At 59.3% G+C, this 13,495-nt stretch carries 11 protein-coding genes; 9 read left to right on the top strand and 2 right to left on the bottom strand.

What is annotated here, in order from left to right; genetic code table 11:
* Positions 1-52 precede the first annotated feature (52 nt).
* Positions 53-1,606: a glycosyl hydrolase family 17 protein gene (locus WBR57_RS12005; RefSeq protein WP_424084009.1), complete on the bottom strand. Its 1,554-nt coding sequence runs from the start codon at positions 1,604-1,606 to the stop codon at positions 53-55.
* Positions 1,607-1,939: 333 nt separating this feature from the next.
* On the opposite strand from WBR57_RS12005, the gene WBR57_RS12000 reads away from it, so the two are divergent.
* From WBR57_RS12000 to WBR57_RS11990, 3 genes are all read left to right on the top strand, one after another.
* On the top strand, positions 1,940-2,791 hold the full coding sequence (locus WBR57_RS12000; protein ID WP_424084008.1) for a glycine betaine ABC transporter substrate-binding protein: 852 nt from the start codon (positions 1,940-1,942) through the stop codon (positions 2,789-2,791).
* A 195-nt stretch (positions 2,792-2,986) separates the two neighbouring features.
* Positions 2,987-3,298: a DUF485 domain-containing protein gene (locus WBR57_RS11995; protein WP_057014105.1), complete on the top strand. Its 312-nt coding sequence runs from the start codon at positions 2,987-2,989 to the stop codon at positions 3,296-3,298.
* Positions 3,295-4,953 (top strand): cation acetate symporter, encoded by a 1,659-nt coding sequence (locus tag WBR57_RS11990; protein WP_424084007.1) that lies wholly within the window; start codon positions 3,295-3,297, stop codon positions 4,951-4,953. Before WBR57_RS11995 ends, WBR57_RS11990 begins: the two co-directional genes overlap by 4 nt.
* A gap of 243 nt (positions 4,954-5,196) precedes the next feature.
* On the opposite strand, the gene gltA is transcribed toward WBR57_RS11990, so the two are convergent.
* The gene (gene gltA / locus WBR57_RS11985; protein WP_003210575.1) at positions 5,197-6,486 is read right to left on the bottom strand and encodes a citrate synthase; all 1,290 of its coding nucleotides are present in this window, start codon (positions 6,484-6,486) and stop codon (positions 5,197-5,199) included.
* Between the two features lie 364 nt (positions 6,487-6,850).
* Here gltA and sdhC point away from each other — a divergent pair, with 364 nt between their 5' ends.
* The 6 genes from sdhC to WBR57_RS11955 all read left to right on the top strand — a co-directional run.
* Positions 6,851-7,225, top strand: a complete 375-nt coding sequence (gene sdhC, locus WBR57_RS11980) for a succinate dehydrogenase, cytochrome b556 subunit (protein ID WP_003190005.1) — start codon at positions 6,851-6,853, stop codon at positions 7,223-7,225.
* Entirely contained in the window at positions 7,219-7,587 is a 369-nt protein-coding gene (gene sdhD, locus WBR57_RS11975; protein ID WP_003233245.1) for a succinate dehydrogenase, hydrophobic membrane anchor protein, read from the top strand. Before sdhC ends, sdhD begins: the two co-directional genes overlap by 7 nt.
* Positions 7,588-7,590: 3 nt before the next feature.
* Positions 7,591-9,363 (top strand): succinate dehydrogenase flavoprotein subunit, encoded by a 1,773-nt coding sequence (gene sdhA, locus WBR57_RS11970; protein WP_424084006.1) that lies wholly within the window; start codon positions 7,591-7,593, stop codon positions 9,361-9,363.
* Positions 9,364-9,374: 11 nt separating this feature from the next.
* Entirely contained in the window at positions 9,375-10,079 is a 705-nt protein-coding gene (locus WBR57_RS11965) for a succinate dehydrogenase iron-sulfur subunit (RefSeq protein WP_003172807.1), read from the top strand.
* A 261-nt stretch (positions 10,080-10,340) separates the two neighbouring features.
* Positions 10,341-13,172: a 2-oxoglutarate dehydrogenase E1 component gene (locus WBR57_RS11960; protein ID WP_424084005.1), complete on the top strand. Its 2,832-nt coding sequence runs from the start codon at positions 10,341-10,343 to the stop codon at positions 13,170-13,172.
* 44 nt (positions 13,173-13,216) lie between these two features.
* A partial coding sequence (locus WBR57_RS11955) for a biotin/lipoyl-containing protein (protein ID WP_424084004.1) occupies positions 13,217-13,495 on the top strand: 279 nt, incomplete at its 3' end.

Genomic DNA, 13,495 nt, shown 5'->3' with positions numbered 1-13,495 from the left:
GGCAAGCCCCCTCCCACACTATGTGGGAGGGGGCTTGCCCCCGATGGCGGTGTTAAGCCTTGCGCACCCTCAAGCAACGCCACAAAGCTGCAACCATGAGCATACTCACTACCGCCCAACCCCACGCCTGCTGGTTGAGCAAACCTTCACGGAACAACTGCGGCGCAATGCCCGTGCCGATAATGAAGGCCAACAACGCCATCTCCCGACGCGGCCCAGTCACCGGACGCACCAGGTACACCAGCGCCGGCAGCACCAGCGCCGCGCTTGGAAAGCTGCGATAACGCGGGTCAAACACCAGCGCCAGCATCATTACAGCCCCGGCAAACCCGGCGATCGCGACCAGCCAGCCTGCACGTTGCTCCAGCCAGTTGAACGCGCGCGCGCGCCACCCTTCGCGGGCGCTGAGTGCCAGCGCGGCGTGGGCCAGTACCAGCAGGTTCAGCGCAACCAGCAGGCCTGCCCACAGCCATTCTTCATTAAAGCGCGCGGTCACGCGGGTCAGTTCCGCCCACGTGCCGATGGAGCCGGCTGCGACGGCACCGAGCAATGGCAACGATAGCGCGGCGCGCGCGCTGCGTAGGCGACCGCCAAGCACCAGCGTACCCAGCAGGATGATGCCGCCCACGCCCAGCCACAGCGGCCAGTACGGCACATTGGTGACCGGCCCGGCGAGGATGCCCTTGTCCTGGCGATCCGCATCAAACAGGCCCCAATAACCGCCCACGGCGCCTTCGCTCGCGCGCTTCCACGGCTGGTCAAACGCTTCGATCAGGTTGTAATGCCAGCCATTGGCTTCGGCCATGGCCACAAAGCCGCGCATGAACTTGGCCTCGTTGACGCGGCTCGGCACCGCGGCTTCGCGCTGGCGGCCTTCGCTGGGCCAGCCGGTCTCGCCGATCATCACGTCTTTGGGCGCGAATTTGTTGCCGAAGGTCTGGCGCACATCGCCCACATGCTTGAGGGCCTGGTCGATGCCCGACGGGTCATCTTCCCAGTACGGCAACAGGTGAATGGTCAGGAAGTCGACGGCCGGGGCGACTTCCGGGTGCTTCAGCCAGAATTCCCAGACGTCGGCGTAAGTCACCGGCTGCTTGATCTGGCTTTTGACCTTTTGGATCAGCTTGACCAGTTGCATGGCCGTGACTTCCTTGCGCAGCAAGGCCTCGTTGCCGACGATCACCGAGGTGACGACGTCGGGGTAGGTGTTGGCCGAAGCGATCAGTTGGTCGACTTCTTTTTCGGTCGCCACCGGATCGCTGCTGACCCAGGCGCCGGCCATCAGTTTCAAGCCGTGCTTGCGCGCCAGGTCCGGCAGGGCTTCCAGGCCGGTCATGGAGTAGGTGCGGATGCAGTCGAAGCGAGTGGCCAGCAAGGCCAGGTCGGCGTCCATGCGCTCGGGGCGCAGCTTGAACGGCTGGTCGAAGGGCGATTGGTCTTTGTCGAACGGCGTGTAGGACGCGCATTGCAGCTTGTGACTGGCGCTGGCGACGTCCGGCAACACTACCGGACGGCCGAGGCCGTACCAATAGCCGGCAAGGGCCAGCAGGCCGAGGAGCAAAGCGAAAAAATAGGGCAGGGCAGGGAAGCGGGCAGTCGCGGGCATGGTCGGCTTATCTGGAGGAGCAAAGGCGCGCATCTTACCCGGATTTGTCCCGTCCCAGTGGGGCAGCATAATTTTGACATGCAAAGTTCGGGCGGGATTCTGGCGCGAAGTCCTACAAAGCGTCCTACTGGCTATGTGATGTCGTTTCTTGCTTGTACGAGGTCGCTGACAGAGCAGGTCAAAGGCGCCGGCAGGTTGATGATCGAAGTGTCAGCACTCCACTGATGTCGCAGCCACCGGATCGATGCGCGTGAAGGGGGCGCGGGTGCACCACATAACAACAGGTTGACGTCGCTCGGCATCCGCCGGGCGCAGCACTTTCGGGGAAGTACGATGAAGATGCGACGACTCTTGGGCGCAGCTGCCACTCTGGTAGTTGCGATGAGCTCCACACTGGCCAGCGCCGACAGCAAAACCCTGAGCATCGGCTACGTGGACGGTTGGTCCGACAGCGTTGCCACCACCCATGTGGCGGCAGAGGTGATCAAGCAAAAGCTCGGTTATGACGTGAAACTGCAAGCGGTCGCCACCGGGATCATGTGGCAGGGCGTGGCCACCGGCAAGCTCGATGCCATGCTCTCCGCCTGGCTGCCCGTGACCCACGGTGAGTATTGGGCCAAGAACAAGGACAAAGTGGTCGACTACGGCCCCAACTTCAAGGACGCGAAGATCGGCCTGATCGTGCCGGAGTACGTCAAGGCCAAGTCCATCGAGGACCTCAAGACCGATACCACCTTCAAGAACAAGATCGTCGGCATCGACGCCGGCTCGGGCGTGATGCTCAAGACCGACGAAGCCATCAAGGCCTACGGCCTGGACTACAAGCTGCAAGCCAGCTCGGGCGCTGCGATGATCGCCGAACTGACCCGCGCCGAAGACAAACAGGAATCCATTGCGGTCACCGGCTGGGTGCCACACTGGATGTTCGCCAAGTGGAAACTGCGTTTCCTCGACGATCCAAAAGGGATTTATGGTGCTGCTGAAACCGTCAACAGCATCGGCAGCAAGGGCCTGGAGAAGAAAGCGCCGGAAGTCGCCGCCTTCCTGAAGAAATTCCAGTGGGCCTCCAAGGATGAAATCGGCGAAGTCATGCTGGCCATTCAAGAGGGCGCCAAGCCAGATGCAGCGGCCAAGGACTGGGTCGCCAAGCACCCTGAGCGTGTAGCGGAGTGGATCGCTAAGTAACATCCCCCGCGGTACCTGTGTGGGAGGGGGCTTGCCCCCTCCCACATTGGCTTCATGCGCCGCCACATTTTCTGCAGCCCCGCAAACCCTCGCTACACTCGATCTAAGACTAAGGTCGTCTGGAACCTCTCCTGCAGCCGAATACAGTGGATACGTTCCAAAATAATAAAAAGCTGTGCTGCGAGGATAAAAACAATGAACGACAGCATTTACCTCTCGATTCAAAACAGCCCGCGTTTCAAGGAGCTGGTACGAAAAAGGGAAAGGTTCGCCTGGATTCTCTCGGCGATCATGCTCGGGCTGTACTCCGGGTTCATCCTGCTTATCGCCTATGGGCCACAGGTGCTGGGAGCCAAGCTCAGCCCCGGCTCATCCATCACGTGGGGAATCCCGATCGGGGTCGGGCTGATTGTCTCGGCCTTCATCCTCACCGGCATCTACGTACGACGCGCCAACGGCGAATTCGACGACCTGAACAATGCGATTCTCAAGGAGGCTGCGCAATGATCCGGCGTCTACTGTCTGTATTCGGCGCTTCGGTCTTCGCGCCTGCCGTTTGGGCGGCGGATGCATTGACGGGTGAAGTGCACAAACAACCGCTGAATATTGCAGCGATCCTGATGTTCGTGGCCTTTGTCGGCGCGACGTTGTGCATCACCTACTGGGCTTCCAAGCGCAATAATTCGGCGGCCGACTACTATGCGGCGGGTGGCAAGATCACCGGTTTCCAGAATGGCCTGGCGATTGCCGGTGACTACATGTCGGCGGCGTCCTTCCTGGGTATTTCCGCGCTGGTGTTCACCTCCGGCTACGATGGCCTGATCTACTCGATCGGCTTCCTGGTGGGCTGGCCGATCATTCTGTTCCTGATCGCCGAGCGCCTGCGTAACCTGGGCAAGTACACCTTTGCCGACGTGGCGTCCTATCGCCTGGGCCAAACCCAGATCCGCAGCCTCTCGGCCTGTGGTTCGCTGGTGGTGGTGGCGTTCTACCTGATCGCGCAAATGGTCGGTGCCGGCAAGCTGATCCAGTTGCTGTTCGGCCTTGATTACCATGTGGCGGTGATTCTGGTCGGCATCCTGATGTGCCTGTACGTGCTGTTCGGCGGCATGCTGGCGACGACCTGGGTGCAAATCATCAAGGCGGTGTTGCTGCTGTCCGGTGCGTCGTTCATGGCGCTGATGGTGATGAAGCACGTCAACTTCGACTTCAACACGCTGTTCTCCGAAGCGATCAAGGTTCACCCTAAAGGTGAAGCGATCATGAGCCCGGGCGGCCTGGTGAAAGATCCGATCTCGGCATTCTCCCTGGGCCTGGCACTGATGTTCGGTACCGCCGGCCTGCCGCACATCCTGATGCGCTTCTTCACCGTAAGCGACGCCAAGGAAGCGCGTAAGAGCGTGCTGTACGCCACCGGCTTCATCGGCTACTTCTACATCCTGACCTTTATCATCGGCTTCGGCGCGATCCTGCTGGTCAGCACCAACCCGGCGTTCAAGGATGCAGCAGGCGCCTTGCTGGGCGGTAACAACATGGCGGCGGTGCACCTGGCCAACGCGGTGGGCGGCAGTATCTTCCTGGGCTTCATCTCGGCCGTGGCATTTGCCACCATCCTGGCAGTGGTTGCCGGTTTGACCCTGGCGGGTGCTTCGGCGGTGTCCCATGACCTGTACGCCAGCGTGATCAAGAAAGGCAAGGCCAACGAAAAGGATGAGATTCGCGTGTCGAAGATCACCACCATCGCCCTGGCAGTGCTGGCGATCGGCTTGGGTATCCTGTTCGAAAGCCAGAACATCGCGTTCATGGTCGGCCTGGCGTTCTCGATTGCCGCCAGCTGTAACTTCCCGGTGCTGCTGCTTTCCATGTACTGGAAAAACCTCACCACCCGTGGCGCGATGATTGGTGGCTGGCTGGGCCTGGTCAGTGCTGTGGGCCTGATGATCCTCGGCCCGACCATCTGGGTCTCGATCCTGCACCATGAAAAAGCCATCTTCCCGTACGAGTACCCGGCGCTGTTCTCGATGATCATTGCGTTCGTCGGCATCTGGTTCTTCTCCATCACCGACAAGTCGGCGGCGGCAGAGAAAGAGCGTGCGCTGTACTTCCCGCAGTTTGTGCGTTCGCAGACTGGCCTGGGGGCGAGTGGGGCGGTCAACCACTAAGGGTTGTTGCTGAACAAGAAATGCCCCGGTCGAAAGGCCGGGGCATTTTTTTTGTCTGGGGGATATGAGGTGCTTGTGCCAATGCCATCGGGGGCAAGCCCCCCTCCCACAGTTAACCGAGTACATCATTTGGAATGCAGTTGAATGTGGGAGGGGGCTTGCCCTCGATGGGGGTAGGTCAGTCGACACAAATAAAAACGGCCTCCACTGAGGGAGGCCGTTTTCGGTGCAGCTAAAGAGTGCTTACTTGCGATCTTCCAGCTTGGTGATATCACGCGACTCGTAGCCGGTGTACAGCTGGCGCGGGCGGCCAATCTTGTACGGGCTGGAGAGCATTTCTTTCCAGTGGGAGATCCAGCCCACGGTCCGCGCCAGGGCGAAGATCACGGTGAACATGCTGGTTGGAATGCCGATCGCCTTGAGGATGATCCCCGAGTAGAAGTCGACGTTCGGGTACAGCGAGCGTTCGATGAAGTACGGGTCGGTCAGGGCGATCTCTTCCAGGCGCATGGCCAGTTCGAGTTGCGGATCGTTCTTGATCCCCAGTTCCTTCAACACTTCGTCGCAGGTCTTCTTCATCACGGTGGCGCGCGGGTCGCGGTTCTTGTAGACCCGGTGACCGAAGCCCATCAACTTGAACGGGTCGTTCTTGTCCTTGGCCTTGGCGATGAATTTGTCGATGTTCGAGACATCGCCGATTTCATCGAGCATGGTCAGTACGGCTTCGTTCGCACCGCCGTGGGCAGGGCCCCACAGTGCGGCGATGCCGGCGGCGATACAGGCGAACGGGTTGGCACCCGAAGAGCCCGCCAGGCGCACGGTAGAGGTCGAGGCGTTCTGTTCATGGTCGGCGTGGAGGATGAAGATCTTGTCCATCGCGGCGGCCAGCACCGGGCTGATCGGTTTGATCTCGCACGGGGTGTTGAACATCATGTGCAGGAAGTTTTCCGCGTACGTCAGGTCGTTGCGCGGGTACATCATGGGTTGGCCCATGGAGTACTTGTAAACCATCGCGGCCAGGGTCGGCATCTTGGCAACCAGGCGGATCGCGGAAATTTCGCGATGCTGCGGGTTATTGATGTCGAGGGAGTCGTGATAGAAGGCCGACAGGGCGCCGACCACGCCGCACATGACGGCCATCGGGTGGGCGTCGCGACGGAAGCCGTTGAAGAAGGTCTTCAACTGCTCGTGAACCATGGTGTGGTTCTTCACGGTGCTGACGAACTGGGCTTTTTGCTCGGCTGTTGGCAATTCGCCATTTAGCAGCAGGTAACAGGTTTCCAGGTAGTCCGACTGTTCGGCGAGTTGCTCGATCGGGTAGCCGCGGTGAAGCAGAATGCCATTATCGCCATCGATATAGGTGATCTTCGACTCGCAAGAGGCGGTCGACATGAAGCCTGGGTCGAATGTGAAACGGCCCGTGGCCGTCAGGCCCCGTACGTCGATAACATCGGGACCAACGGTGCCGGTTAAAATGGGCAGCTCGACGGGGGCTGCGCCCTCGATGATCAACTGCGCTTTTTTGTCAGCCATGTGGCCTCCTATTTATGCTTCAAATCATCAGACAGACCCCCCACGCAGGGCCCGCACCACTATATTGATATAAATCCAGATGTCAATTTGCCTAAAGTCTTGCACCAGAAGGCTTTAACCGTACTTTTTCCTCGAAATTGACTGCCATTTACGCCTTTTATACCGCCAGCGCAATCCGCTATTAGGGTGAGGAGCGCGCGTTGTCATTAGTAACCTAACTGTCTATACTCGGCCACCGACCGCCAAGGGCTTTTGGGCTTGCTTTCATTGGGGGTCGCACTCCCTGGGTGGTGCTTACCTGACCAGTGCACTCCCCAACAACTTTGCCCTGATTGTTAGGGGCTCTTCAGTGTGAAAAAAAGCCGTGAATAGCCAACGACCTGTAAACCTAGACCTAAGGACCATCAAACTCCCCATCACCGGCGTTACGTCGTTCCTGCACCGTGTTTCCGGCATCATCCTGTTCCTGGGCTTGGGCATCATGCTTTATGCATTGAGCAAATCCCTGGGTTCCGAGGAAGGATACGCCGAGGTGAAGGCATGCTTGACCAGCCCGCTGGCCAAGTTCGTAGCATGGGGCCTCCTGTCCTCTCTTCTGTATCACCTGGTAGCCGGTGTGCGCCACTTGATCATGGACATGGGCATCGGTGAGACGCTGGAAGGCGGCCGCCTGGGCTCGAAAATCATCATCGCCATTTCCGTGGTGCTGATCGTTCTCGCAGGAGTTTGGATATGGTAACCAGCGTTACGAACCTGTCGCGTTCGGGCCTCTATGACTGGATGGCACAACGTGTGTCTGCGGTTGTTCTCGCGGCTTATTTCATTTTCCTGATCGGATACCTCGTCGCAAATCCGGGCATCGGCTATGAGCAATGGCACGGCCTGTTTGCCCACAATGCGATGCGAATCTTCAGTCTGCTGGCACTTGTAGCCCTGGGCGCACACGCCTGGGTCGGCATGTGGACCATCGCGACCGACTACCTGACGCCGATGGCGCTGGGCAAGTCCGCGACTGCAGTACGTTTCCTCTTCCAGGCAGTCTGCGGCATTGCGATGTTCGCTTACTTCGTCTGGGGTGTGCAGATTCTTTGGGGTATCTGATTCATGGCTAACATTCCAACTATTTCATTCGACGCCATCATTATTGGTGGCGGCGGTGCTGGCATGCGCGCAGCGCTGCAGCTGGCCCAGGGCGGTCACAAGACTGCCGTGATCACCAAGGTGTTCCCGACGCGGTCCCACACCGTATCGGCCCAGGGTGGCATCACTTGCGCCATCGCTTCCGCCGACCCGAACGATGACTGGCGCTGGCACATGTACGATACCGTCAAGGGTTCCGACTACATCGGTGACCAGGACGCTATCGAATACATGTGTCAGGAAGGCCCGGCCGCGGTGTTCGAGCTGGACCACATGGGTCTGCCGTTCTCCCGTACCGAGCAAGGCCGTATCTACCAGCGTCCATTCGGCGGTCAGTCGAAGGATTACGGTAAAGGCGGGCAGGCTGCCCGTACCTGCGCCGCGTCCGACCGTACCGGTCACGCGCTGTTGCACACCCTTTATCAGGGCAACCTGAAAGCCGGCACCACGTTCCTGAACGAGTATTACGCGGTTGACCTGGTCAAGAACGCACAAGGCGAGTTCGTCGGTGTGATCGCGATCTGCATCGAAACCGGTGAAACCACCTACATCCGCGCCAAGGCTACGGTTCTGGCGACTGGCGGTGCAGGCCGTATCTACGCGTCGACCACCAATGCCCTGATCAACACCGGTGACGGCGTCGGCATGGCACTGCGTGCCGGCGTACCGGTACAAGACATCGAAATGTGGCAGTTCCACCCGACCGGTATCGCCGGCGCTGGTGTACTGGTGACCGAAGGTTGCCGTGGTGAAGGTGGTTACCTGATCAACAAGCATGGCGAGCGTTTCATGGAGCGTTATGCTCCGAACGCGAAAGACCTGGCGGGTCGTGACGTGGTTGCGCGCTCGATGGTTAAAGAAATCATCGCCGGCAACGGCTGTGGCCCTAACGGCGACCACGTGCTGCTGAAACTCGATCACCTCGGTGAAGAAGTCCTGCACAGCCGCCTGCCAGGTATCTGCGAGCTGTCCAAGACCTTTGCTCACGTTGATCCGGTGGTTGCTCCGGTTCCGGTTGTTCCGACTTGCCACTATATGATGGGCGGCGTGCCGACCAACATTCACGGCCAGGCGATCACCCAGAATGCCGAGGGCCAGGACGAGATCATCCATGGTCTGTTCGCGGTCGGCGAAGTGGCGTGCGTATCGGTACACGGTGCCAACCGCCTGGGCGGCAACTCGCTGCTCGACCTGGTGGTATTCGGCCGCGCTGCCGGCCTGCACCTCGAGAAGGCTCTGACCGACGGCATCGAATACGATGACGCGACCGACGCCAACATCGAAGCTGCCCTGGCGCGTCTGAACGCTCTGAACGAGCGCACTGATGGCGAAGACGTGGCTACCCTGCGTCGCGAGCTGCAAAGCTGCATGCAGAACTACTTCGGTGTGTTCCGTACCGGCGAATACATGCAGAAGGGCATCGCCCAGCTGGCCGACCTGCGCACGCGCATCGCCAACGTCAAGATCAACGATAAGAGCCAGGCATTCAACACCGCTCGTATCGAAGCCCTTGAGCTGCAAAACCTGCTTGAAGTGGCTGAAGCGACTGCGATTGCCGCCGAGGTTCGTAAAGAATCCCGTGGTGCTCACGCTCGTGAGGACTTTGAAGATCGCGACGACGAAAACTGGTTGTGCCACACCCTGTACTTCCCGGGTGACAAGCGCGTGACCAAGCGTGCCGTGAACTTCTCGCCGAAGACGGTTCCGACGTTTGAACCGAAGATTCGGACTTACTAAGGGTGGCTGCCATGTTGAAAGTCAGTGTTTACCGCTACAACCCTGATCAGGACGCTGCGCCGTTCATGCAGGAATTCCAGGTCGATACCGGTGGTAAAGACCTGATGGTGCTGGATGTATTGGCACTGATCAAAGAGCAGGACGAAGGTTTCTCGTATCGTCGCTCTTGCCGTGAAGGTGTCTGCGGTTCCGACGGCATGAACATCAACGGCAAAAACGGCCTGGCGTGCATCACGCCGCTGTCCGCCGTGGTCAAGGGTAACAAGCTGATCGTTCGTCCTCTGCCAGGTTTGCCGGTTATCCGTGACCTGGTCGTCGATATGAGCATCTTCTACAAGCAATACGAGAAAGTTAAGCCGTTCCTGCAGAACGACACGCCGGCTCCGGCCATCGAGCGTCTGCAGTCCCCGGAAGAGCGTGAAAAGCTTGACGGTCTGTACGAGTGCATCCTGTGCGCTTGCTGCTCGACCTCTTGCCCGTCCTTCTGGTGGAACCCGGACAAGTTCCTGGGTCCAGCTGCCCTGCTGCAAGCGTACCGCTTCCTGGCAGACAGCCGTGACACCAAGACGTCCGAGCGTCTGGCTTCACTGGATGACCCGTTCAGCGTATTCCGCTGCCGCGGGATCATGAACTGCGTCAACGTATGTCCCAAAGGCCTGAACCCGACTAAGGCCATTGGTCACATCCGTAACATGCTGCTGCAAAGCGGCGTGTAACAGACGTTGTAGCAAAGCAGGACCGTTGTGCCCGTAAATGCTGCGGCGCAGGCTTCAACCGGCGCCGTAGTTTTAACTTGAGCAGCGACTTACAAAGCCGCGGCTCTTATTTTGAAGAAATGAGACAAGCAGGGGCATTCGGGTTGGTACCCGAACTATCAGCGTGATCCTAAGTGGCTTGTTTTGGTCGCTGCACTTGGCCTTTTGCAAGCAAACTCGGTGTTTTCGCCGGTGGTGTCCCCAAATCGAGGGTGACCAAGCATGCAAGAAAGCGTGATGCAGCGCATGTGGAACAGCGGCTATCTTTCAGGTGGTAACGCTGCCTATGTGGAAGAGCTTTATGAGCTCTACCTGCACGACCCTAACGCTGTGCCAGAAGAATGGCGCACCAAATTTCAGACGTTGTCTTCAGACGGCAACGCTGCCACCGATGTATCGCACGCAACAATTCGCGATCAGTTTGTGCTGCTGGCAAAGAACCAGCGCCGCGCTCAGCCGGTTTCCGCCGGTAGCGTGAGCAGCGAGCATGAAAAGAAGCAAGTTGAAGTATTGCGACTGATCCAGGCCTACCGGATGCGTGGCCACCAGGCGGCCCAGCTTGACCCGCTGGGGCTCTGGAAGCGTCCTGCACCTGCTGACCTGTCGATCAATCATTACGGCTTGACCAATGCCGATCTTGATACGACCTTCCGTGCCGGCGACCTGTTCATCGGCAAAGAGGAAGCGAGCCTACGCGAAATTCACGAAGCGTTGCAGCAGACATATTGCCGCACCATTGGCGCTGAGTTCACGCACATCACCGATTCCGAGCAGCGCCACTGGTTCCAGCACCGTCTGGAAGGTGTGCGTGGCCGTCCGGTGCTGTCCGCCGACGTGCGCAGCCACTTGCTGGAGCGCGTGACCGCGGCTGAAGGTCTCGAGAAATACCTGGGTACCAAATACCCGGGCACCAAGCGTTTCGGCCTGGAAGGCGGCGAAAGCCTGATTCCAATGCTCGACGAGCTGATCCAGCGTTCCGGTTCCTACGGCACCAAGGAAATCGTGATCGGCATGGCTCACCGTGGTCGTCTGAACGTGTTGGTCAACACCTTCGGCAAGAACCCGCGCGAGTTGTTCGACGAGTTTGAAGGCAAGAAGAAGGTCGAGCTGGGTTCCGGTGACGTTAAATACCACCAGGGCTTCTCGTCCAACGTGATGACCACCGGCGGTGAAGTTCACCTGGCCATGGCCTTCAACCCATCCCACCTGGAAATCGTTTCTCCAGTGGTCGAGGGTTCGGTACGTGCTCGCCAGGATCGTCGCAACGACACCACCGGTGAGAAGGTCCTGCCGATTTCCATCCACGGTGACGCGGCATTCGCCGGTCAGGGCGTGGTCCTGGAAACCTTCCAGATGTCGCAGACTCGCGGCTTCAAGACGGGCGGCACGATTCACATCGTCATCAACAACCAAGTCGGCTTCACCATCAGCAACCCACTGGATGCGCGCTCTACCGAGTACGCCACCGACGTTGCCAAGATGATCCAGGCGCCGATCCTCCATGTGAATGGTGATGATCCGGAAGCCGTGCTGTTCGTGACCCAGCTCGCCATCGACTACCGCATGCAGTTCAAGCGTGACGTGGTGATCGACCTGGTCTGCTACCGTCGTCGCGGGCACAACGAAGCGGATGAGCCTAGCGGCACCCAGCCGTTGATGTACCAGCAGATCACCAAGCAGCGCACCACCCGTGAGCTGTACGCTGAAAGCCTGACCAAGGCCGGCGTGGTTGACGATGAGCGTGTTCAGGCGAAGATCGATGAATACCGCAACGCGCTGGACAACGGTCTGCATGTTGTAAAAAGCCTGGTCAAAGAGCCGAACAAAGAGCTGTTCGTGGACTGGCGTCCTTATCTGGGCCACGCCTGGACTGCGCGTCACGACACTTCGTTTGATCTGAAAACCCTGCAGGAACTGTCTGCCAAACTGCTGGAAATTCCAGATGGTTTCGTGGTGCAGCGCCAGGTTGCGAAGATCTACGAAGATCGTCAGAAAATGCAAGCCGGCGGCCTGCCGATCAACTGGGGTTACGCCGAAACCATGGCGTACGCGACCCTGGCGTTCGAAGGTCACCCGATCCGCATGACCGGCCAGGACATCGGCCGTGGTACGTTCTCGCACCGTCACGCGGTGTTGCACAACCAGAAAGACGCGGGCACCTACATCCCGTTGCAGAACCTGTACGAAGGCCAGCCACGTTTCGACCTGTACGATTCGTTCCTGTCCGAAGAAGCCGTACTGGCGTTCGAATACGGTTACTCGACCACCACGCCAAACGCGCTGGTGATCTGGGAAGCCCAGTTCGGCGACTTCGCCAACGGTGCCCAGGTGGTTATCGACCAGTTCATCACCAGCGGCGAGCACAAGTGGGGTCGTCTGTGCGGTCTGACCATGCTGCTGCCACACGGTTATGAAGGTCAGGGTCCGGAGCACTCCTCGGCCCGTCTGGAGCGTTACCTGCAGCTGTGCGCCGAGCACAACATTCAGGTGTGCGTGCCGACTACGCCGGCCCAGATCTACCACTTGCTGCGTCGTCAGGTGATCCGCCCGCTGCGCAAGCCGCTGGTAGTGCTGACCCCGAAATCGCTGTTGCGTCACAAATTGGCCATCTCGACCCTGGAAGATCTGGCCGACGGTTCGTTCCAGACCGTTATTCCAGAAATCGACACGCTGGACGCCGCCAAGGTCACTCGCCTGGTGCTGTGCAGCGGCAAGGTTTACTACGACTTGCTGGAAAAACGCCGTGCCGAAGGCCGCGAAGACATCGCCATCGTGCGGATCGAGCAGCTTTACCCGTTCCCGGAAGACGACCTGATGGAGGCCATCGCGCCTTACACCAACCTCACCCATGTGGTGTGGTGTCAGGAAGAACCGATGAACCAGGGCGCGTGGTACAGCAGCCAGCATCACCTGCGTCGCAGCATCGGTAACCACAAGACAGGCCTTGGCCTTGAGTACGCCGGTCGTGATGCTTCTGCTGCACCTGCGTGTGGTTATGCGTCGATGCACGCCGAGCAGCAGGAAAAACTGCTGCAAGATGCTTTCACTGTTTAACGCCTTCGCGCTGACTGAAACCGAATTTTAAGGACCCACAGATAATGGCTATCGAAATCAAAGCCCCGTCATTCCCGGAATCGGTTGCCGATGGCACCGTTGCCACCTGGCACAAGAAACCAGGCGAGGCCGTCAAGCGTGACGACCTGATCGTCGACATCGAGACCGACAAAGTCGTTCTGGAAGTGTTGGCCGAGGCTGACGGCGTACTGGGCGCAATCGTTGCCGAAGAGGGCGCTACCGTTCTGTCGAACCAGGTGCTGGGCTCGATCGAAGAGGGCAGCGCTGCTGCCGCTGCTCCTGCTGCCGCAGCCGCACCGGCC

Source organism: Pseudomonas sp. (assembly GCF_049590575.1).
Taxonomy (GTDB): Bacteria; Pseudomonadota; Gammaproteobacteria; order Pseudomonadales; family Pseudomonadaceae; genus Aquipseudomonas.
The sequence above is the reverse complement of the archived record's forward strand: the minus strand, read 5'-3'. Positions and strand labels throughout refer to the sequence as shown.